Source organism: Anaeromyxobacter sp. Red801, assembly GCF_049201065.2.
Classification (GTDB): Bacteria; Myxococcota; Myxococcia; order Myxococcales; family Anaeromyxobacteraceae; genus Anaeromyxobacter.
In genome coordinates this window covers 2,308,830-2,328,157 of record NZ_CM181236.1, presented here as the reverse complement: position 1 = coordinate 2,328,157, position 19,328 = coordinate 2,308,830, and the positions used below count along the sequence as shown (strand labels likewise).

General features: G+C 75.1%; 19 protein-coding genes. 9 read left to right on the top strand and 10 right to left on the bottom strand.

The window, feature by feature from the left end; translation table 11 throughout:
- The first annotated feature begins 49 nt into the window (after positions 1-49).
- Positions 50-1,768, top strand: coding sequence for an HNH endonuclease (locus ACOQFB_RS10705; RefSeq protein WP_421610245.1), 1,719 nt, complete (start codon positions 50-52; stop codon positions 1,766-1,768).
- On the opposite strand, the gene ACOQFB_RS10700 is transcribed toward ACOQFB_RS10705, so the two are convergent.
- Together ACOQFB_RS10700 and ACOQFB_RS10695 are read right to left on the bottom strand one after the other, a co-directional pair.
- The gene (locus ACOQFB_RS10700) at positions 1,734-4,829 is read right to left on the bottom strand and encodes a BamA/TamA family outer membrane protein (protein ID WP_494492565.1); all 3,096 of its coding nucleotides are present in this window, start codon (positions 4,827-4,829) and stop codon (positions 1,734-1,736) included. The genes ACOQFB_RS10705 and ACOQFB_RS10700 overlap by 35 nt on opposite strands.
- A complete protein-coding gene (locus ACOQFB_RS10695) occupies positions 4,826-5,785 on the bottom strand; it encodes an alpha/beta fold hydrolase (RefSeq protein WP_421610808.1) in 960 nt (319 codons plus the stop codon). Before ACOQFB_RS10695 ends, ACOQFB_RS10700 begins: the two co-directional genes overlap by 4 nt.
- A gap of 128 nt (positions 5,786-5,913) precedes the next feature.
- On the opposite strand from ACOQFB_RS10695, the gene ACOQFB_RS10690 reads away from it, so the two are divergent.
- The 3 genes from ACOQFB_RS10690 (at position 5,914) to ACOQFB_RS10680 (ending at position 9,342) form a co-directional block, all read left to right on the top strand.
- Positions 5,914-6,942 carry a cation diffusion facilitator family transporter gene (locus ACOQFB_RS10690; RefSeq protein ID WP_421610809.1) on the top strand — a complete coding sequence of 343 codons (1,029 nt, stop codon included), beginning with the start codon at positions 5,914-5,916 and terminating at the stop codon, positions 6,940-6,942.
- A 152-nt stretch (positions 6,943-7,094) separates the two neighbouring features.
- A complete protein-coding gene (locus ACOQFB_RS10685; protein WP_421610810.1) occupies positions 7,095-8,120 on the top strand; it encodes a sulfate ABC transporter substrate-binding protein in 1,026 nt (341 codons plus the stop codon).
- Between the two features lie 43 nt (positions 8,121-8,163).
- Positions 8,164-9,342 carry a porin gene (locus ACOQFB_RS10680; RefSeq protein WP_421610811.1) on the top strand — a complete coding sequence of 393 codons (1,179 nt, stop codon included), beginning with the start codon at positions 8,164-8,166 and terminating at the stop codon, positions 9,340-9,342.
- 128 nt (positions 9,343-9,470) lie between these two features.
- On the opposite strand, the gene ACOQFB_RS10675 is transcribed toward ACOQFB_RS10680, so the two are convergent.
- The 8 genes from ACOQFB_RS10675 to cysD are packed head-to-tail and all read right to left on the bottom strand — an operon-like array spanning position 9,471 to position 15,208.
- The gene (locus ACOQFB_RS10675; RefSeq protein WP_494492564.1) at positions 9,471-9,704 is read right to left on the bottom strand and encodes a TOBE-like domain-containing protein; all 234 of its coding nucleotides are present in this window, start codon (positions 9,702-9,704) and stop codon (positions 9,471-9,473) included.
- Complete coding sequence (locus ACOQFB_RS10670; protein WP_494492563.1) at positions 9,635-10,561, bottom strand: sulfate ABC transporter ATP-binding protein; 927 nt, start codon at positions 10,559-10,561, stop codon at positions 9,635-9,637. The genes ACOQFB_RS10675 and ACOQFB_RS10670 overlap by 70 nt, the downstream gene beginning before the upstream one ends.
- Positions 10,558-11,409: a sulfate ABC transporter permease subunit CysW gene (cysW, locus tag ACOQFB_RS10665; RefSeq protein WP_421610813.1), complete on the bottom strand. Its 852-nt coding sequence runs from the start codon at positions 11,407-11,409 to the stop codon at positions 10,558-10,560. The genes ACOQFB_RS10670 and cysW overlap by 4 nt, the downstream gene beginning before the upstream one ends.
- Positions 11,406-12,260 carry a sulfate ABC transporter permease subunit CysT gene (gene cysT, locus ACOQFB_RS10660; RefSeq protein ID WP_193388345.1) on the bottom strand — a complete coding sequence of 285 codons (855 nt, stop codon included), beginning with the start codon at positions 12,258-12,260 and terminating at the stop codon, positions 11,406-11,408. The genes cysW and cysT overlap by 4 nt, the downstream gene beginning before the upstream one ends.
- The gene (locus ACOQFB_RS10655; protein ID WP_059437128.1) at positions 12,257-12,976 is read right to left on the bottom strand and encodes a phosphoadenylyl-sulfate reductase; all 720 of its coding nucleotides are present in this window, start codon (positions 12,974-12,976) and stop codon (positions 12,257-12,259) included. Before ACOQFB_RS10655 ends, cysT begins: the two co-directional genes overlap by 4 nt.
- Positions 12,973-13,215, bottom strand: coding sequence for an elongation factor 1-alpha C-terminal domain-related protein (locus tag ACOQFB_RS10650; RefSeq protein WP_494492581.1), 243 nt, complete (start codon positions 13,213-13,215; stop codon positions 12,973-12,975). Before ACOQFB_RS10650 ends, ACOQFB_RS10655 begins: the two co-directional genes overlap by 4 nt.
- On the bottom strand, positions 13,110-14,282 hold the full coding sequence (locus ACOQFB_RS10645) for a GTP-binding protein (protein WP_494492562.1): 1,173 nt from the start codon (positions 14,280-14,282) through the stop codon (positions 13,110-13,112). The genes ACOQFB_RS10650 and ACOQFB_RS10645 overlap by 106 nt, the downstream gene beginning before the upstream one ends.
- Positions 14,282-15,208: a sulfate adenylyltransferase subunit CysD gene (gene cysD / locus ACOQFB_RS10640; protein WP_421610815.1), complete on the bottom strand. Its 927-nt coding sequence runs from the start codon at positions 15,206-15,208 to the stop codon at positions 14,282-14,284. The genes ACOQFB_RS10645 and cysD overlap by 1 nt, the downstream gene beginning before the upstream one ends.
- A 97-nt stretch (positions 15,209-15,305) precedes the next feature.
- Here cysD and ACOQFB_RS10635 point away from each other — a divergent pair, with 97 nt between their 5' ends.
- The 5 genes from ACOQFB_RS10635 (at position 15,306) to ACOQFB_RS10615 (ending at position 19,202) form a co-directional block, all read left to right on the top strand.
- Positions 15,306-16,235, top strand: a complete 930-nt coding sequence (locus ACOQFB_RS10635) for a hypothetical protein (RefSeq protein ID WP_059437130.1) — start codon at positions 15,306-15,308, stop codon at positions 16,233-16,235.
- On the top strand, positions 16,232-16,771 hold the full coding sequence (gene rsmD, locus ACOQFB_RS10630) for a 16S rRNA (guanine(966)-N(2))-methyltransferase RsmD (protein ID WP_421610816.1): 540 nt from the start codon (positions 16,232-16,234) through the stop codon (positions 16,769-16,771). Before ACOQFB_RS10635 ends, rsmD begins: the two co-directional genes overlap by 4 nt.
- Before the next feature lie 19 nt (positions 16,772-16,790).
- Positions 16,791-17,285, top strand: coding sequence for a pantetheine-phosphate adenylyltransferase (gene coaD, locus ACOQFB_RS10625; RefSeq protein WP_059437131.1), 495 nt, complete (start codon positions 16,791-16,793; stop codon positions 17,283-17,285).
- Positions 17,286-17,432: 147 nt separating this feature from the next.
- Complete coding sequence (locus ACOQFB_RS10620) at positions 17,433-18,635, top strand: pyridoxal phosphate-dependent aminotransferase (RefSeq protein WP_421610817.1); 1,203 nt, start codon at positions 17,433-17,435, stop codon at positions 18,633-18,635.
- A gap of 141 nt (positions 18,636-18,776) precedes the next feature.
- Entirely contained in the window at positions 18,777-19,202 is a 426-nt protein-coding gene (locus ACOQFB_RS10615; protein ID WP_059437133.1) for a cyclic nucleotide-binding domain-containing protein, read from the top strand.
- Positions 19,203-19,328 lie beyond the last annotated feature (126 nt).

Genomic DNA, 19,328 nt, shown 5'->3' with positions numbered 1-19,328 from the left:
CTCCGCGCCTTCGCTCCGAGTGTCAGAGGCGCGTGGTACGCCTCGTGGCGTGGACGCGATCGTTCTCCAGCAAATCCAGCCGCTTGACGGCTCGGCCGGGCTGGAGGCGCTCGCGGCGCGGGCGTGGGAGCTGGAGGTGCCGACGCCGTCCACCCGGCGGTTCGTCCTGCGTCCGGAGGCGGCGGAGCTGATCGACGGGCTGCTGGCCCGGGTGGCCCGGGGCGCGGGGGCGCTGGACGTCGCCCTGGGCCGGGGGCTGCGCGCGTTCGAGAGGGGCGGCGGTCCGCTTCGCCTGGGCTACTCGAGCCTGGGCGACTACGCGCGCGAGCGGCTGGGTCTCCCGGAGTCCACCTCCCGCCGGCTGGCGCGGCTCTCGGCGGGCCTGGACGAGCGCCCGCAGCTCGACGCGGCGGTGCGCGCGGGCGAGGTGACGCTGCGCAAGGCGCAGGTCGTGCTGGGCGTCGCCCGGGGGCCGGACGAGGCGCGCTGGGTGGCGCGGGCGCGGGTCGAGACGGTCCGGGCGCTCGCGGCGGCGGTGCGGGAGGAGTCGGGCCGCGACGGCGTGACGGCGGGCGCGGAAGCGCCGACCGAGCCGCTGGTGCCGGTCGAGCTCGAGATCTCCGACCCGGACCGCGCCGCGCTGCGCGAGGCGCTCTCGCTGGCGGGCGCGGCGCTGGGCGCGACGGCGCCGCCGTGGCAGCGCCTCGAGGCGCTCTGCCAGGAGTACCTCTCCACGCACCCGGAGCCGGAGCGGCTCCGGCTCGAGGACCTCGACCCGGACGCGGCGGCGGCAGCGCTGGAGGGCGCGCCGTGGGGCCGGGGCAGCGAGTGGTGGGACGCGGCCCGGCTCGCCCTCGAACAGGAGACGGAGCGCTGGAGCTACCTCGAGCGGCTCGACCCGCTCCCGGCCCCGGATCCGGTGCGCGGGCTCGCGCCGGGCGACGTGCACGCCCTCGACGCGCGGCTGTGCGAGCTCGCGGCGATGCGCACGCGCTGGGACGCGCTGGTGGGCCACCTGGGCCTGCTCATGCGCTCGCTGGGGCTCTGGCGCGAGGCGGGCTTCGCCTCCTTCGGCCACTACTGCGCCGAGCGCCTGGGCATGTCGCTCCGCGCCATCGAGCAGCGCATCGCGCTCGAGCGCCGCCTCTACTCGCTGCCGCCGCTCCGCGCGGCGCTGGCGGAGGGGCGGGTCTCCTACGGCAAGGCGGTCGTGGTGGCGGCGGCCGCCGACGAGGACACGGTCGAGGCGTGGATCGCGCGGGCGGAGACGACGCCCTGCGCGGCGCTCCGGCGCGAGGCGGAGGCGGCGGAGGACGCGCAGATGTGTTCACGCCGCGCGTGGAAGGCCCGGCTGCCCGCGGGGGTGGTGCAGCTGCTCGACGCGGCGCTGGGCGCCGCCCGCCTCGCCGCGGGGAGGCGGGTCCGGGACGGCGAGTGCCTGGGGATCATCGCGCGGCACTTCATCGACACCTGGAAACCGTTGCTGCGCGGCCGGCGGACGCTGGCCCGGCGGGTCCTGGAACGCGACGGCGGGCGCTGCCTGGTCCCGGGGTGCACCCGCGCGGCGGACCACGCGCACCACGTCTGGCAGCGCGCGCGGGGCGGACCGGACGAACCCTGGAACCTCGCCTCGCTCTGCCTGCCGCACCACCTCGTCGCGATCCACGGCGGCTTCCTGCGCGTGCGCGGGAGGGCGCCGCACGGGCTGGTGTGGACGGGGGATCCGGGCCCGCCTAGAACGACTCGCCCACCGTCACGTACGCGGTGACGGGGTCCACGCCGGGCTCGCTCCACTGACCGTCGAGCACGCGGCCGAACCCGCGGGCGAGGCCGAGGCGCAGGTCGGTCCGCAGCCAGTACCCGAGCACCAGCTCGGCGCGGAGCTCGGCGCCGGCGGCGAACCGCAGCTCCCTCCACGAGAACGTGTGGCCGGCGAAGGGCAGCTCGCCGGGGAGGTCGAACGCGTCGCCGGCGTCCACGAACACGGTGCCGTGCACCCGCCGCAGGAACACGGGCCAGGTGGAGTACCCGCGCACGGGCGCGAGCAGGGGGAAGCGCAGCTCGAGGTTCCCGAGCGCGAACGCGCTGCCGGCGAGCCAGCCGTAGGGGTAGCCGCGGAGCTGGTCGGGGGCGACGCCGGCGGTCTGCATCACCACGGCCACGGGATCCACGGTCGCGGTGCCGCCGAGCTCGTACGGCGCCCGCCCGCCGATGGACCCCTCGGCGACGCCGCCGGCGAGCCGGAGCGCGAGCACGGTGTGCCGGGTCCCGGGGACGCGCAGGTACTGCGAGACGCCGAGCCGCGCCCGGGTGAGGCCGAAGTCGCTGCCGATGGTGGGGTCGGCGGCGCGCACCGACAGCGCCACGGTCCGGCCCTCCTCGGGCGAGATGGAGCGCACGTACCGGCGCGCGTCGCTGTACACGGCGCGGAACGACGCCTCGGAGAGGTACCCGTCTCGCCACTCGAGCCAGTCCGAGGTGGGCGCGCGGCGCGTCTCGCCGAGCACGTCGTACGACGTCCCGGCCCAGCCGAGCCGGAAGCTGAGCGTCTCGCCGAGCCCGGGGAACGAGAAGCCGAGCCCGGCGGCGACGGGCGTCCACACCGACTCGACGCCTCGCCCGCCGGGCGCGGAGTCGAAGTACCGCACCGAGGACAGGTCGAGCGTGGGCCACGACCAGCCGCCCTGGTACGAGAACGCGTACCCGGGCTCGCGCCCGCCCTCGCTCCACCACGCCTGCAGCGCCCACGCGTGCCGCGCGAGCACGTCGGTGCCGCCGGTCATGGCGCCGTAGATGCTCCCGGCGCCGTCGCTGCCCCACAGCGGCAGCCACCACCGCGGCCCTACCGTCTCGAGCGCGCGGTAGGGCCGCGAGGGCAGGGGCTCGGGCGCGGCCTGGGACGCGGCCTGGGCCTCGGCCTGGGCCCCGGTGGTGAGCGCGGGCGCGGGGGGCGCGGGCGTCGGCTCGAGCCAGGTGGCGGGGTCGAACGGGACGGTCGCGACGTCGTAGCCGTCGCGGCCGAACGTGACGAACGCGACGGTCCGCCCGTCGGGCGACACGGCGGGCTGGAACGCGCCGGTCTCGACGTTGGTCACCTGCCGGACCTGGCCGGTGGCGGCCTCCCACGCGTACAGGTCGTAGACGCCGCCGCGGTCGGACGCGAAGAGCAGGTACCGGCCGTCGGGCGTCCAGGTGGGCCCGGTGTCGAGCGCGTCGTCGTCGGTGACGCGCCGGACGGCGCCGTCCTCCCACAGCGCGAGGTCGCGCCGGCCGCTCTCCTGCAGCTCGAACGCGATCCGGCGGCCGTCGGGCGACGGCGCGGGCGCGTACACCTGGGCGCCGGGGCGGGCGAACAGCACCTCGACCTGCGCGGGCGGCGGGGTCTCCAGCTCGGCGCGGAGTTCACGCAGCGTCATATCGGCCGGGACCATGGGCGCGGGCGGCAGCGTCCGGCGCACCAGCGCCATCCGCCCGCCGGCCTCGTGCCGCACGTAGACCACCGCCCCGCCGCCGGGCACGACGGCGGGATCGCCGGCGCGCTCGCCGTCGGTGAGCCGGCGCCGTGCGCCGCGCGCGAGGTCCACCGCCCACAGATCGTCGTAGGTCCGGTGCAGCCGCCACACCTCGCCGATCGCCACCACCGCCTCCCGCGGCGAGGCGAGCGAGAGCGCGCCGTTCGCGTCCACGGTGATCGCGCGGCCGAGGTCGGCGCCGCCGGGGGTCACGAGGTAGGTGCCGGGCCGGCGGTCGAGGTCGCGCTTTTGGTACGCGAGGAAGCTCCCGTCGGGCGACCAGCGCGGCGTCTCCACCCGGCCGCCGGCGCGCGTGAGCCGCGTGGGCGCGGTCACGGGCCGCTCGTGGACCCGGGCGCGCACCGCCTCGGCGTGGCGCCGCTCCTCCGCGGCGTACTCGGCCCACAGCGACGGGAAGTCCCGCCCGCCGAACGCGCGCGCGCCGGCCCAGCTCGGCGCGTAGGGCCACACCTGCGAGCCCTGGTCGGCGACGAACGCGGCGATGGCGGCGTCGCCGTACCGGGCCCGCAGGAACGCCATGAAGCGCCCGCCGAGCAGGTACGGCGCGGTGCCGAGCGGCCACTCGAGCATGGGGTTCGAGATCTGGTCGAGCCGCGGGAACGGGCCGTCGAGCGCGAGCGTCCGCGCGTACATGTCGTGGATGGCGCTGGCGTTGCGTCCGGCGCCGGGCACGGCCTCGCCGTCGGCCTCGTGCAGCACCGCGAGCCCCTCGGCCATCCAGCCCGGCGTGAGGCCGTTCGGGACGAACAGCTTGCCGAACACGGCGTTCGCGAGCGCGGGGAGCCCGCCCACGTGGTCGAGGTGCAGGATGTGGACGTACTCGTGGAACACCAGGCTGGAGACCCAGTCCCGGTAGTCGTTCAGCTCGGAGAGCCCGGGCGGCGGGACGGCGTAGAGCCGGATGGTGTCGTACGGCAGCGGCGTGGCGAGGCCGTTCGCGTCGTCGGTGTCGTCGGAGAGGACGAGCTCGGTGCGCTCGCGCGGCGCGAAGCCGAGCACGGGCGAGAGGATCGCGTGCGCGCGCTCGGCGGCGCGGGCCACCTCCTGCGCGAGCTCCTCCTCGCCCTGGTGGTGGTGGACGCGGAAGTGCGGGGTCTCGATCGTCCGCCAGCGGAAGGCCGGATCGTAGAGCTGGGCGCGCGCGGCGGCGGGCACGAGCGCGAGCGCGGCGGCGCAGGCCAGGGCGAGCCGAGCGGCCGTGGAGCGCGCGACGCGGAGGCCGAGCGCGGCGCGGGGCGCGCGGCGCCGGGGAGCGCGGCCCGCCGGGCGGGCGTCGCGGGGCGCGGGGGCGGTCACTCGGGGCGCCGGCCGGCGGGACGGCGGCGCCTGGCGGCGGGGCGGCCGGGCTTCGCGGCGGGCGGGCGGCGCTTGCGGGCGCGGGGCCGCGGCACGCGCGCCTCGAGGAAGCCGAGCACGCGCTCCGCCACCAGGTCGGGCGCCTCCAGCGGCGCGACGTGCGTGCCGCCGGGCACGATGAGCAGCTCGCTGCCGGGGATCTCCGCGTGCATGCGCTCGGAGAGGCGGAGCGGCGTGAACGAGTCGCGCTCGCCGGCGACGACGAGCGTCGGAACGTCCACCTCGTGGAGGTGGGGGAGGCAGTCGTGCTCGGCGGCGGAGGCGAGCATGCGCACGAACAGCGTGGGCTCCACGCGCGAGAGGTCGTCGAAGTAGCGCGTGAGGTCGGCGCGCTCGACGCGCGTGCGGTCCACCTCGAACTGCAGCGCGTACTGCATGGCGAGCTCGCTCGGGAGGAGCACCCGGAACCCGGTCCGCACCGCCTCGGGGAACCGCTCCACCAGCGCCCGCGCGAACGGGAACGCGATCCGGAGCACGGGCGAGTCGTGGAACGTGTCGATGGGCCGGCCGGGCGCGCCGCACACGAGCACCAGCGCCCGGACGCGCCCGGGCGCGCGCCGGTGCAGCTCGAGCGCCACCTGCACGCCCATGGAGTGGCCGGCGATCACGGCGGAGCGCTCGCCGGCGGCGTCGAGCACCGCCAGCAGGTCGTCCACGCAGTCCTCGAGGCCGACCCGGGCCGGGTCGGCGGGCGCGGCGCTCCGGCCGTGGCCGCGGTAGTTCCAGTGGATGGTCCGGTGGCGGGCGGCGAGCGCGGGCTCGAGCGCCCGCCACACGTACCCGGCGCAGCCGATGCCGTCGGTCAGCACCACCGCGGGCTCGCCGGCGCCGTGGTTGGTCCAGTGGAGGCGGGTCCCGTCCCGGGCGACGGCCTCCTGTGCATCGGTGCGTTCCATCGGCTCCCCGTGCGTGGCCTCGGCGGCGGGCGCGTCCGCGCGCGATGCGGCGGGGCCTTGCCACGCCGCCCGCGCGTGCGCGTCCATGGAGCATGGCGTAGACTGCACGGCCCGGAGGTTCAAGCGGAATGTCGCACGGCCACCCGCACGTCCACGGAGCGCACGAGCCCTCGGCCACGACCGGGCCGGGAGGGGCCCGGGAGTGGCCGGGCGAGCAGCACGGCGCGTGCGGCCTCCACCACGCCGACCACGAGCGGGCGCACCAGCACGGCGCGCACGGGGCGGGGACGAGCCTGCGGCGCCTCGGCATCTCGCTCGGGCTCACCGCCGCGATCATGGTCGCCGAGGCGGTGGGCGGCTGGATGTCCGGCTCCCTGGCGCTCGTCTCCGACGCCGGGCACATGCTCACCGACGCGGGCGCGCTCGGCCTCGCGCTCGTCGCCGCCTGGCTCTCCACCCGGCCCGCCGACGACAAGCGCACCTTCGGCTACCGCCGCGCCGAGGTGCTCGGGGCGCAGCTCAACGTGGGCGCGCTGGTGGTGCTCTCGGTCTGGATCGCCTGGGAGGCGGTCCAGCGGCTGCGCGACCCGGGCCCGCCCATCCGGCTCGAGCTCATGGCGTTCGTGGCCGGCGTCGGCCTGGCTGCGAACCTCGCCATCCTCTGGTTCCTGCACGGCGAGCACTCGCTCAACGCGCGCTCTGCGTTCCTGCACGTCCTCTCCGACACCATCTCCTCGGTGGCGATCCTGGCCGGCGCGGTGGTGATGGGCATCCGCCCGGACCTCCGCTGGATCGACCCGGTGCTCTCGCTCGCCATCGCGCTCCTCATCCTCTGGGGCGCGGTGCGGCTGATCCTCGAGATCACCGACATCCTGATGGAGAGCGTGCCCGCGCACCTCGACGCGGGGGCGATCGGCGCGCAGATGGAGTGCTGCCCGGGCGTGGTCGCCGTGCACGACCTGCACATCTGGACCATCTCGAGCGGCATGCTCTCGCTCTCCGCCCACCTGGTGGTGGAGGCGGGGAGCATGGGCCGCAACGACGAGATCCTCACCGCGGTGAAGAGCGACCTGCGCCGCCGCTACGGGATCGTCCACACCACGCTGCAGATCGAGTCGGCCGAGTACGCGCACGTGGACGACGTGCACCGGCACTGATCCGCGTCCCCCGCGCCGCCTTCCTTTCGCGCTCCGCGGCCCTGCGCCGCGCGAACGGACGTATGTCCGCTTGACCGGATGATGCCCGCTCCCTAGGATGAACATCCGTTAAAACGGACGCGACGCCATCGCGTCGCCAGGGAGGAAGGGCCATGTCTCATCGTGTGAAGCAGCCGGGCCGGCTCGTCGCCGCGCTCGCCATCGCCGCGCTGGTCGCGGCCGCCGCGCCGGTGCGCGCGGCGGAGGTGAAGCTCCTCAACGTCTCTTACGACCCGACCCGCGAGCTGTACGAGGCGGTGAACCGGGCGTTCGCGGCGCAGTGGAAGGCGCAGACCGGCCAGGACCTGGAGGTGAAGCAGTCCCACGGCGGCTCCGGCAAGCAGGCGCGCGCCGTCATCGACGGGCTCGAGGCGGACGTGGTGACGCTGGCGCTCGCCTACGACGTGGACGCGGTGGCCAAGGCCGGGCTGGTCGCGCCGGGCTGGCAGCAGCGCCTGCCGCAGAACGCCTCGCCGTACACGTCCACCATCGTGTTCCTCGTCCGCAAGGGGAACCCGAAGCACCTCGCCGACTGGGACGACCTGGTGAAGCCGGGCGTCCAGGTGATCACACCCAACCCGAAGACCTCGGGCGGCGCGCGCTGGAACTACCTCGCGGCCTGGGCGCACGCGCTCCGCAAGCCGGGCGGGAGCGAGGCGAGCGCGAAGGCGTTCGTGAAGGCGCTGTTCCGCAACGTACCGGTGCTCGACTCGGGCGCGCGCGGCTCGACCACCACGTTCGTCGAGCGCGGCATCGGCGACGTGCTGCTCGCCTGGGAGAACGAGGCCTTCCTGGCGGTCGAGCAGCTCGGCAAGGGCCAGTTCGAGATCGTGGTCCCACGCACCAGCATCCTGGCCGAGCCGCCCATCGCGTTGGTGGACCGCTACGTCGATCGCCACGGCACGCGCGCGGTGGCGGATGCGTACCTCCGGTTCCTCTACACGCCGGAGGGCCAGGAGATCGCGGCGAGCAACTTCTACCGGCCGCGCGATCCGGATGTGGCCGCGCGCCACGCCGCCCGTTTCCCCAAGGTGAAGCTCGTGACCGTGGACGAGGTGTTTGGCGGCTGGCAGAGGGCCCAGGCGACGCACTTCGCCGACGGCGGCACCTTCGACCAGATCTACGTCCCCGGGACCTGAGCGTCCGCCCCCGACCACGCACGTACACCGTAGAAGGAACGCCATGAACGCACGCATCCTGATCCCCGCCCTCGCCCTCGCCGCCGCCGTCGCGGCGCCGGCGGCGGCCCAGCAGCAGGCTCCCGAGCAGCCCGCGGCCTCGTCCGCGCCCGCGGCGGAGGCCCCCAAGCCGTCCGCCGAGGCCCCGAAGCCGGCCGCGAAGCCGGCGTCCGGCCCCACGTTCTGGGGCTTCCTGAACATCCAGTACTCCCGCACCGACGCGCCGTCCCCGGCGAAGGACACGTCCAGCTTCGAGCTGCGCCGCGCCCGCATCGGCGCCCGCGGTGACCTGCTCCCGCAGGTCGGTTACGCCGTGCTGTGGGACGGCGCCGACAGCTCGCTCAAGGACGCCTACGGCGCGCTGAAGAAGCTCGCCTGGCTGCCCGGCCTCGAGCTCCGCTTCGGCCAGTGGAAGACCCCGTTCGGCTACGAACAGCCGGAGAGCGACACGAAGCTCCTCTGGGTGAACAGCTCCTACGCCGTGGCCAGCCTGGCGCGCGGGCCGGACTCGCGCGACCTCGGCGTCGGCGTCAACGGCAAGTGGGCGGTAGGGGGCGGCGTGGGGGTCGAGGTGGCGGCGTCGCTCGTGAACGGCGCCGGCCCGAACAAGAAGGACGACCTCGACGAGAAGAACGTTTGGGCGCGCGGCGGCGCGAGCGCGAAGCTCGGGCCGGCGGCGCTGCGGGTGGGCGGCTCGTACGGCTACGGGCACCAGGTCTCCTCCACCGGGACGAACGGGCGGTTCGACGGGGCCGGGGCGGTGAACGGCGGCGCGGTCACCACCACCAACGACGACACCTACTTCTGGTTCCAGACCTACGGCGCCGACGCCACGCTCGACTCGCCCTGGCTGTTCGTCGCGGCGGAGCTGATCCAGTCCGAGCGCGACCTGCAGGTCCACGCCGGCACCCAGGACTTCACCCGCCGCGACGTGACGGCCCGCGGCTGGTACGCCGGGCTGTACGGCAAGAGCCCCTGGAACGTCGGCCCCATCTTCCGCGCCGAGCGCTACGACCGCGATCGCGGCACCGGCAACAACCTGAACGAGCGGTACACCGTCGGCGCCTACGCCGACGTCGTCCCGGTGAACGCGCGGCTCATCTTCAACTACGAGATCGACCAGTCGGACCGGCCGGTGCGCACCGGCAACCGGGCCACCGCGTTCGCGCAGGTCATCTTCTAGCCGGCGGCGGGGAGGCGAAGGGGGGAGCCCCCGGCGTCCCTGGCGCCGGGGGCTTCTTGCGTCCGCCGGGCGTCGGCGCGCGGGGGCGGGAGGGCCCGCCTGCGCCGGTCGCGGTCGCCGGCGGGCGCCTACAGCGCGCTCGCGGTGAGGCTGTCCGCCTCGCCGTCCGGCGCCGCGAAGACGCGCGCGCGCCGGGGCGACAGGTGCACCGCTTCGCCGGGCTGCAGGCCGAGCGCCTCGCCCTTGCGGACGTCCAGCTCGACCTCCACCGCCTTGCCGAAGCCGGGCGCGCTCAGCTCCACGCGGACCGCGGCGCCGAGCGGGACCAGCCGGACCACCCGCGCCTCGAAGCTGCCGGGCACCGCCGCGCGGTGGACCTCCAGCTCGTGGGGCGGACGTAGACGTGCGCGCTCTTGCGGACGGCGCCGGCGCCGCCGGAGGTGCCGGGCGCCGCGAACTCGAGGTCGTTCACCCAGGTGCGGTTGCCGTCCACCCGGCCCTGGAACACGTTCACCGCGCCCAGGAAGCGCATGACGAACGGGCTGGCCGGCTCCTCGAACACCTGCGCCGGGGTGCCCACCTGCTCGACGCGCCCCGCGTTCATGAGCACCACCCGGTCCGAGACCTCGAAGGCCTCCTCCTGGTCGTGGGTGACGAAGACGCTGGTCACGTGCAGCTCGTCGTGGAGCCGGCGCAGCCAGCGGCGCAGCTCCTGCCGCACGCGCGCGTCGAGCGCGCCGAACGGCTCGTCGAGGAGCAGGATCCGCGGGGCGGTGGCGAGCGCGCGAGCCAGCGCCACGCGCTGCCGCTGGCCGCCGGAGAGCTGGTGCGGGTAGCGCTCGCGGAGCCCGTCGAGCTGGACCAGCGCGAGCAGCTCGTCCACCCGCGTCGTCACCTCGGCCCGCGGCCGCTTGCGAACGCGCAGCGCGAAGCCGACGTTCTCGGCGACGGTCATGTGGCGGAACAAGGCGTAGTGCTGGAACACGAGCCCCACGTTGCGCTCGCGGGCCGAGCGCGCGCCGACGTCCTCGCCGGCGTGGCGCACCTCGCCGGCATCCGGCGACTCGAGGCCGGCCAGGATGCGCAGCAGCGTGGTCTTGCCGCAGCCGGACGGGCCGAGCAGCGCGACCAGCTCGCCCTCGGGGATCTCCAGGTTCACGTCGCGGAGGACGGGGTTCGCGTCGAACGACTTCGAGAGGCCGGTGATCTGGATGCTCATGCGTGGCTCCGGCGGGCCGTGGCCCGCGCAGACCGCTGCTTCCACTCGAGCGCCTTCTTGGCGACGAGCGTGACCAGCGCGACGAGGAACAGGAGCGACGCGACCGCGAAGGAGGCGCGGAAGGCGTACTCGTTGTAGAGGATCTCGACGTGGAGCGGGATGGTGTTGGTCACCCCGCGGACGTGGCCGGAGACCACCGAGACGGCGCCGAACTCGCCCATCGCGCGGGCGTTGCACAGGATCACCCCGTAGAGCAGGCTCCACTTCACGTTCGGCAGCGTGACGCGCGTGAGGATCTGCCAGCCGCTCGCGCCGAGCACGAGCGCCGCCTCCTCCTCCTCGACGCCTTGCGACTCCATGAACGGGATGAGCTCGCGGGCGACGAACGGGAACGTCACGAACACCGTGGCGAGGACGATCCCCGGGACCGCGAACACGACCTTCAGGCCGTGCGCGTCGAGCCACGGGCCGAGCCAGCCCTGGGCGCCGAACAGCAGCACCGTGACCATCCCCGAGATGACCGGCGAGACGCCGAAGGGCAGGTCCACCAGCGAGACGAGGAGGCTCTTGCCCCGGAAGCGGAACCGCGTGAGCGACCAGGCCGCGGCGACGCCGAACGCGGTGTTGAGCGGCACCGCGACGGCCGCCACGAGCAGCGTCAGGCGGATGGCGGCGCGGGCGTCGGGGTCGGCCACCGCGCGCCACCAGAGCTCGGCGCCGCCGCGCACCGCCTCCCAGAGCACGGCCGCGGCGGGGACCAGCACGAGCGCGGCCACGAACGCGAGCGCGAGCCCGACGAGCGCCCACCGCACCCAGGCCGGATCCTCGGTGGCGGTGCGCGCGCTCATTCCTTCCCCGTGCGCGCCCGCGTCCAGGCCTGCAGGCGGTTGATGCCGAGGAGCAGCGCGAACGAGGCGGCCAGCAGCACGCAGGCGATGGCCGCAGCGCCCGCGTAATCGTACTGCTCGAGGCGGGTCATGATGAGCAGCGGCGCGATCTCCGTCCGCAGCGGCATGTTCCCCGAGATGAACACCACCGAGCCGTACTCGCCGAGGCCGCGCGCGAACGCGAGCGCGAAGCCGGTGACGGCGGCGGGCACCAGCGCGGGGAGGATCACCCGGCGGAACGTGGCCCAGCGGCCCGCGCCCAGCGTGGCGGCCGCCTCCTCCAGCTCGGGATCGAGGTCCTCCAGCACCGGCTGGACGGTGCGGATCACGAACGGCAGGCCGATGAAGGTGAGCGCCAGCGTGACGCCCAGCGGCGAGAACGTGGCCTTCACGCCGAGCGGCTCCAGGACCGCCCCCAGCCAGCCGTTCCGGGCGTAGACCGCCGTGAGCGCGATGCCGCTCACGGCGGTGGGCAGCGCGAACGGCAGGTCCACCACCGCGTCCACCAGCGAGCGGCCGGGGAAGCGGTACCGCGCCAGCACCCACGCCACCAGCACGCCGAAGACCACGTTGACCGCGGCGCCCGCGAGCGAGGCGCCGAAGCTCAGCCGGTACGAGGCGAGCGCGCGCGGCGAGGCGACCACCGCCCAGGCCTGCGCCCAGGAGAGCGTGGACGCGCGCAGCGCCAGGGTGGAGAGCGGGACCAGCACCACCGCCGAGAGCCAGGCGACGGTGAGGCCGGTGGAGAGCCCGAACCCGGGCAGCACCCGGCGCGCGCGGCCCGCCACCGCCGTCGCGGCCGAGGCGCTCATCGGCGCTCCCCGCCGGGCGCGAGGCGGTGCAGCCCGCACTCGATCTTCTCGCGCCCGCGCCAGCGGCCGGCGCGCGGGTCCTCGCCGGGCCGGACCGGGCTGGTGCAGGGGGCGCAGCCGATCGACGGGTAGCCCTGCTCGTGCAGCGGGTTGGTGGGGACGCCCAGCCGGCGGAGGCGGCGCCACACGTCCTCCGAGGTCCAGGCGACGAGCGGGTTCACCTTGGCGAGGCCGAAGCGCGGGTCCCACTCGAACACGCGCGCGCCGGCACGGTCGGGGGTCTGGTCGCGGCGGATGCCGGTGACCCAGGCGCCGGAGGGGCCGAGCGCGGCCAGCGCCGCCCGCAGCGGGCGAACCTTGCGAGCGTCGCAGCAGGCGTCCGGATCCCGCTCCCACGGCGGCGGCTCGCCGGGCCGGACCACGGCGGGCGCCTGGCCCTGCACCGCGCGGATCCGCACCCCGTGGCGCTCCTCGAGCCGGCTCCACAGCGCGTACGTCTCCGCGAACAGGAACCCGGTGTCGAGGGTGAAGATCCCGACGGGCAGCCGCGCGCGCCCGACCGCGTCCACCAGCAGGCAGTCCTCGGCGCCGAAGCTGCACGCGAGCGCGACGCGCCCGGGGAACCGCTCGGCCGCAGCGGCCAGGATCTCCTCCGGCTCGCCGCCCTCGTGGCGCGCCGCAAGCGCCGCCAGCTCCTCCGCGATCGCCCCGCTCACTGGATCATCCCCGCGCCCACGGTGTCGTTGGTCGCCTCGTCGATCACCACGAACGCGCCGGTGGGGCGGGCGTCGGCGTACCGGTCCGCGGCCAGCGGCTGCGCGAGGCGGAGCGTCACCCGGCCGATGTCGTTCATGGCGAGCCCGTCCGCCGGCACCCGCTCCAGCGCGGCGAGATCGAGCCGCCAGGCGATCTCGCTCGCCTGCGCCCGCGTCTCGCGGGTGGTGTGGCGGACCAGGTAGCGCCGCGCCGGGGAAGCGGCCGCTCGGACAGCCAGCACACCAGCGCGTCCACGGTGCGCGTGGGCGGCGGCCCTTCGCCGGGGTGGACCAGCAGGTCGCCGCGCGACACGTCCACCTCGTCCTCGAGCGTGAGCATCACGGACTGCTCGGCGCCCGCCGAGGCCAGGCGCTCCTCGCCGAGCCGGATCTCCTTCACGCGGGTGGTGCGGCCGGAGGGGAGCACCTGCACCGCGTCTCCCACCGCCACCGCGCCGGACTCGACCCGGCCCGCGAAGCCGCGGAAGTCGTGGTGCTCGCGCGTGTGCGGCCGGCAGACCCACTGCACCGGGAAGCGGAACCGCTCGCCGGGCGCGGAGTGCGCCGCGGGCGCCCGCTCCAGCAGCTCGAGCAGCGTCGGGCCGCGGTACCAGCCGAGGCTCGCGCCGCGCTCCACCACCATGTCGCCGTGCAGCGCCGAGATGGGCACGAAGCGGACGTCGGGGATGCCGAGCCGGGCGGCGAAGTCGCGGGCGTCCGCCTCGATGCGCGCGAACGCCTCCTCGGACCAGCCGACCAGGTCGAGCTTGTTCACCACGAACACGAGGTGCGGGATGCCCACCAGGTGCGCGATGACCGCGTGGCGGCGCGTCTGCGTGACCACGCCCTTGCGCGCGTCCACCAGGACCAGCGCGAGGTGGGCGGTGGACGCCGCGGTCACCATGTTGCGCGTGTACTGCTCGTGGCCGGGCGCGTCGGCGATGATGTACTTGCGCGACCCCGTCGAGAAGTAGCGGTACGCGACGTCGATGGTGATGCCCTGCTCGCGCTCCGCCTGCAGGCCGTCGGTGAGCAGCGACAGGTCCACCGCCTCGAGGCCACGGCGGCGCGAGGTGCGCTCGATGGCGTGGAGCGCGTCCGCCAGGATCGAGCGCGTGTCGTGCAGCAGGCGGCCGATGAGCGTGCTCTTGCCGTCGTCCACGCTCCCGCAGGTCAGGAAGCGCAGCAGCCCGTCCTCGCGGCACGCGGCCGGGGCTGGGGCGGGGTCGCTCGCGGTGACGGCCGCGATGGTGGTGGCGGTGGACACTAGAAGTAGCCCTCCTTCTTGCGCTGCTCCATCGAGGCGTCCGAGGTCTGGTCGTCGAGGCGCGTCGCTCCGCGCTCGGTCACGGTGGCGGTGGCGGTCTCGGCCACGATCTCCTCCACCGTCGCGGCGGTGGACTCGACCGGCGCGGTGCAGGTGATGTCGCCGACGGTGCGGAAGCGGACCGAGATCACCTCGACGCGCTCGCCGGGCCGCGGCGGGGTGAGGTCGGTCACCGGGACGAGCGCGCCGCCCCGGCGCACGACCGGGCGGCGGTGCGCGAAGTAGATGGACGGCAGCTCCAGCCGCTCGCGCGCGATGTACTGCCACACGTCGAGCTCGGTCCAGTTGGAGATGGGGAAGGCGCGGATGTGCTCGCCCTCGCGGATCCGCGCGTTGTAGAGGCTCCACAGCTCCGGCCGCTGGTGCTTGGGATCCCACTGGCCGAGGTCGTCGCGGAAGGAGAACACCCGCTCCTTGGCCCGGGCCTTCTCCTCGTCCCGGCGCGCGCCGCCGATGCAGGCGTCGAACCCGTGCTCGGCGATCGCGTCGAGCAGCGTGACCGACTGGTGCCGGTTGCGCGGCTCGTCGGGCCGCGCCAGCACCACCTTGCCCTCGCGGATCGAGTCCTCCACCGAGCGCACCACCAGCCGCTCCCCGAGCTCGGCGGCCCGGCGATCCCGGAACGCGATCACCTCGGGGTAGTTGTGGCCGGTGTCGACATGCAGCAGCGGGAAGGGGAAGCGCGCCGGGCGGAACGCCTTCTCGGCCAGCCGCAGCAGGCAGATGGAGTCCTTGCCGCCGGAGAACAGCAGCGCGGGGTTCGCGCACTGCCCCGCGACCTCGCGCAGCACGTGGATCGCCTCGGCCTCGAGCCAGTCGAGGTGGGCGAGGGGGCGGCGCACCGTGATTGGATGGATGTCCGTCATAACGGAAACGGCATCCTAGTTAACGGAGGAACGTCCCGTCAAGCGGACGTGCCGTCCGCGGCCCGCCGGCCGGTCGCTCGCGTGCTATGAACCCTGCGTGCTCACGCGGATCCTCGCGTTCCGTCCGCCCGGCGTGCTCGGCCGGCTGCCGCCCCACAGCGGCGCCTGCCCGCTGTCGCTCCGCGAGCTGATGGGCCCGGCGGTGGAGCTGGGGACGGCGCTCCCGCTCGTGGCCGCGCCGTCCGCGGCGGTGGCGCGCGCCGCCCTGGTGGCGGCGAAGGAGCTGGGGAGCGCGCTGGGCCTGGCGCTCCCGTCGGGCGTCGCGCCGGAGCCCTGGTTCGCGACCGTGGCCGCGGCCGCCGACGAGGTCGCGGCCGGCCTGCCCATCTTCCTCTCCGCCGAGGTGCAGGTGGAGGGCGAGGCCGCCATGCAGGTGGACCGCGCCTGCCAGGAGGCGTGGCGCCTGGTGGACGCGGGGCTCACGCACCTGGCCCTCGACGCGTCCGGGGTCGCCGCGGAGGAGCGCGCCCGCGTGCTCGCCGAGGTGGCCGCGGGGGCGCTGGAGCGCGGGGTGTGCGTGGACTGCGTGGTGCCGATCGACCCGGGCGTCCCCGCGGCGCGGCAGGCGGCGGTGCTGTTCGAGGCGCTCGCGGCGCGCGGCGCCCCGCCCGACGTCGCGAGCGTGCGCTGTCCGGCGCCGGCGGGCCCGGAGGACGCGCGCGCCCAGGTGGCCGCGCTGGCGCGGCTCTCGGCGGCGCTCGCCGGCGTGCCCATCGTGCGCCGGGGGCCGGTGTCCCGCCCGCTGCTCGGGCTGCTCGCCGGTTCGCCGGTGAAGGCCTGCGAGGACGGGGGCGCGGCCGCGGCGCGCGCGCGGGCGCCGCTCGGCGGCGGGGCCGACGAGGCCGACCGGCGCGAGGCCCGCGTCTACGTCGAGGTGATGGACTTCCTCGAGCGGCTGGGGGCGGCAGGCAGCGCGCGGGGGCTGGCGCGGGCGCTGGAGGCGCGGCTCGCCGAGGACCGCGCGTGACGCGCATCATCGCCGGGACCGCGCGCGGCCGGCGGCTGGCCGTGCCGAAGGGGCAGGGGACGCGGCCCACCAGCGACAAGGTCCGGGGCGCGGTCTTCAACCTGCTCGGCCAGTTCTTCGACGGCGGCGACGTGCTCGACCTCTACGCGGGCACCGGCGCCCTGGCGCTCGAGGCGCTCTCGCGCGGCTGCGCGCGCGCCGTGTGCGTCGAGGCGGATCGCCCCACCGCGGAGCTGCTGCGACGCAACGCGGAGACCTGCGGCTGGGCCGACCGCGTCGAGGTGGTGCGCGGGCGGGTGCCGGAGGCGCTGGCGCGGCTCGCGCCGGGGCGGTTCGCGCTGGCGTTCGTCGATCCGCCCTACGCGGAGGGGCCGGACGCGGCGCTGGCGGCGCTGGGGGCGCTGCTCGCGCCGGGCGGACGGGCGGTCGCCGAGCACGACGCCCGCCGCCCGCCCGTGGACCGGATCGGTCCACTCTCGCTGGCGGATCGGCGCACGTACGGGGGCACGGGAATCTCGATCTACCAGCGCGACTGAGCGATACTGCGCACCCCTCATGAACCGCGCCGCCATCTACCCTGGCTCGTTCGACCCGCTCACCAACGGTCACCTCGCGATCATCCAGCGCGGGCTGAACCTGTTCGACCGGCTCGTCGTCGCGGTCGCGAACAACCCGCAGAAGTCGCCGATGTTCACGGTGGACGAGCGCAAGGCGCTCATCCGCGAGGCGGTGGGCAACGATCCGCGCGTCGAGGTGGACTCCTTCGACGGCCTGATGGTGGACTACGCGCGGACGCGCGGCATCCCGAAGGTGCTGCGCGGGCTGCGGGCGGTCTCGGACTTCGAGTACGAGTTCCAGCTCGCGAACATGAACAAGAAGCTGCTGCCGGAGTTCGAGTCGGTCTTCGTGATGACCGGCGAGGACTACTTCTTCGTCTCGGCGCGGCTGGTCCGAGAGGTGGCGCAGTTCGGCGGCAACGTCGAGGGGCTGGTGCCGCCGAACGTGCTCGAGGCGCTCCAGCGCAAGCTGGGCCGCCCGCCGCGCAGCTGATCCGCGGCGCCCGCCGCCCCCGGGGGAAGGCCGCCGGCCGCGCAGGACGCCCCTGGCGGTGAGCACCCGTTCTGGTATTCTCGTTTCCCTTTTTTTCACGCCGCGGACGCTCGGCGGCGGTCACCTTCTCTCCGAGGGAACGGAACCATGAAGCTCGCGAAGCGGCTGGACGTGGTCAAGCCGTCGCCCACCCTGGCCATCACCGCGAAGGCGCGGGAGATGAAGTCGAAGGGCATCGACGTGGTCGGGTTCGGCGCCGGCGAGCCGGACTTCGACACGCCGTCGATGATCAAGGACGCGGCGAAGAAGGCGATCGACGCCGGCTTCACGAAGTACACGCCCACGAACGGCATCCCGGAGCTGCGCGAGGCCATCTCGGCGCGCATCCGCGAGGAGCACAAGCTCGGCTACAAGGCGAGCGAGGTGCTGGTCTCGTGCGGCGGCAAGCACGCGCTCTACAACCTGTTCCAGGCGCTGCTGAACGACGGCGACGAGGTCGTCATCTTCACGCCGTACTGGGTCTCCTACGCCGACATGGTCCGGGTGGCGGGCGGCGTGCCCGTGCTGGTCGAGACCACCATGGACACCGGGTTCGACCCGGCGCCGGAGCAGATCCGCAAGGCGATCGGCCCGAAGACGCGCGCCGTGATCGTGAACAGCCCGTCGAACCCGACCGGCGCGATGCTCTCCCGCCGCACGCTCGAGACGGTGATCTCCTGCGTGAAGGGCACCGACATCCTGGTCGTCTCCGACGACATCTACGACAAGCTCGTCTACCGCGGGAAGTTCGAGAACGTCCTCGACCTCGACCCGTCGCTGCAGGGCCAGGTGGCGCTCGTGAACGGCGCCTCCAAGACCTTCTCCATGACCGGGTGGCGCATCGGCTGGACGGCCGGCCCGCAGGCGCTCATCTCGGCCATGCAGAAGCTGCAGGACAACTCCACCTCCAACCCGACCTCGATCGCGCAGAAGGCCGCGCTCGCCGCGCTCACGCAGCCGGGCGTGGACGACGAGGTGGAGAAGATGCGCAAGACGTTCGACGAGCGGCGCAAGCACATCGTGGCGCGCCTGAACGCCATCGACGGCGTCCGCTGCTTCGATCCGGGCGGCGCGTTCTACGCGTTCCCGTACGTCGGCGAGCTGCTGAAGCGGACCGCCCCCGGCGCGAGCGCGCCGCTCGGCACCGACGACAAGCTCATCGACCTGCTCCTCGAGAAGCACCTCGTCGCCGCGGTCCCGGGCTCCGCCTTCGGCGCGCCCGGCTACATGCGCCTGTCGTTCGCCACCTCGATGGAGCAGATCGACAAGGGCTGCGACCGCATCGCGGAGATGGCGAAGAGCCTGAAGTAGCGCCCGGGCAGCCCGCCCCGGGCAGCCCGCCGGATGGCGCCCCGCCGGCCCACCGGGCCGCGCGGGGCGTCGTGCTTTCGGGGGTCACGGCGCCGGAATCTCCACCCGCCGAACGAGGGAGCGTGTGCTAGCCTGCCGGCCATGGACGCGCCTCGGGAGGTGTGGGGAGACCTCGCGACCACCGCCTTCGTCGAGTCGAGCCTGCTGTTCCGGTCGCTCGACCCGGACGCGCTCCGCGATCTCGTCCAGCTCGCCCGCGCGGTGGACGCCGCGGCCGGCGAGACCGTCTCGGCCGAGGACGACGACGGCTTCTACCTGCTGATGGACGGGCGGGCCGAGGTGCTCGCCGGCGGCGAGGCGCTGGGCCAGCTCGAGCGCGGCGCCTGCTTCGGCGAGGGGCGGGTGCTCGGCGGCGGTCGCCCGGCCGCCCTGGTGGCGCGCACCGCGGTCACGGCGGTCGCCTTCCCGGCGCCGATGGTCGCGGCGATGGCCGAGCGCTTCCCGCGCCTGCGCAAGCTGCTGGAGGCGGCGCGGGCCGCCCGGGAGAAGGCCGTCCACGGCGCCTGACAGGCGGTCGGGAGGCGGGCCCGAACGCGGCCGCTCACCCCGAGCGTAGCCCCGCCGCGAGGCGGGGCGGAGTCGAGGGGGCGGGCGGCCGGACGGGTGCGCGGGAGCGCGCGGCGGGGTCCCATC

Excerpts from the sequence above, each read along its gene's own strand:
- ACOQFB_RS10695 (WP_421610808.1), bottom strand. The coding sequence starts at position 5,785 with ATGGAACGCACCGATGCACAGGAGGCCGTCGCCCGGGACGGGACCCGC.
- ACOQFB_RS10690 (WP_421610809.1), top strand. The coding sequence starts at position 5,914 with ATGTCGCACGGCCACCCGCACGTCCACGGAGCGCACGAGCCCTCGGCC.
- ACOQFB_RS10685 (WP_421610810.1), top strand. The coding sequence starts at position 7,095 with ATGTCTCATCGTGTGAAGCAGCCGGGCCGGCTCGTCGCCGCGCTCGCC.
- ACOQFB_RS10680 (WP_421610811.1), top strand. The coding sequence starts at position 8,164 with ATGAACGCACGCATCCTGATCCCCGCCCTCGCCCTCGCCGCCGCCGTC.
- ACOQFB_RS10670 (WP_494492563.1), bottom strand. The coding sequence starts at position 10,561 with ATGAGCATCCAGATCACCGGCCTCTCGAAGTCGTTCGACGCGAACCCC.
- cysW (WP_421610813.1), bottom strand. The coding sequence starts at position 11,409 with ATGAGCGCGCGCACCGCCACCGAGGATCCGGCCTGGGTGCGGTGGGCG.
- cysT (WP_193388345.1), bottom strand. The coding sequence starts at position 12,260 with ATGAGCGCCTCGGCCGCGACGGCGGTGGCGGGCCGCGCGCGCCGGGTG.
- cysD (WP_421610815.1), bottom strand. The coding sequence starts at position 15,208 with ATGACGGACATCCATCCAATCACGGTGCGCCGCCCCCTCGCCCACCTC.
- coaD (WP_059437131.1), top strand. The coding sequence starts at position 16,791 with ATGAACCGCGCCGCCATCTACCCTGGCTCGTTCGACCCGCTCACCAAC.
- ACOQFB_RS10620 (WP_421610817.1), top strand. The coding sequence starts at position 17,433 with ATGAAGCTCGCGAAGCGGCTGGACGTGGTCAAGCCGTCGCCCACCCTG.
- ACOQFB_RS10615 (WP_059437133.1), top strand. The coding sequence starts at position 18,777 with ATGGACGCGCCTCGGGAGGTGTGGGGAGACCTCGCGACCACCGCCTTC.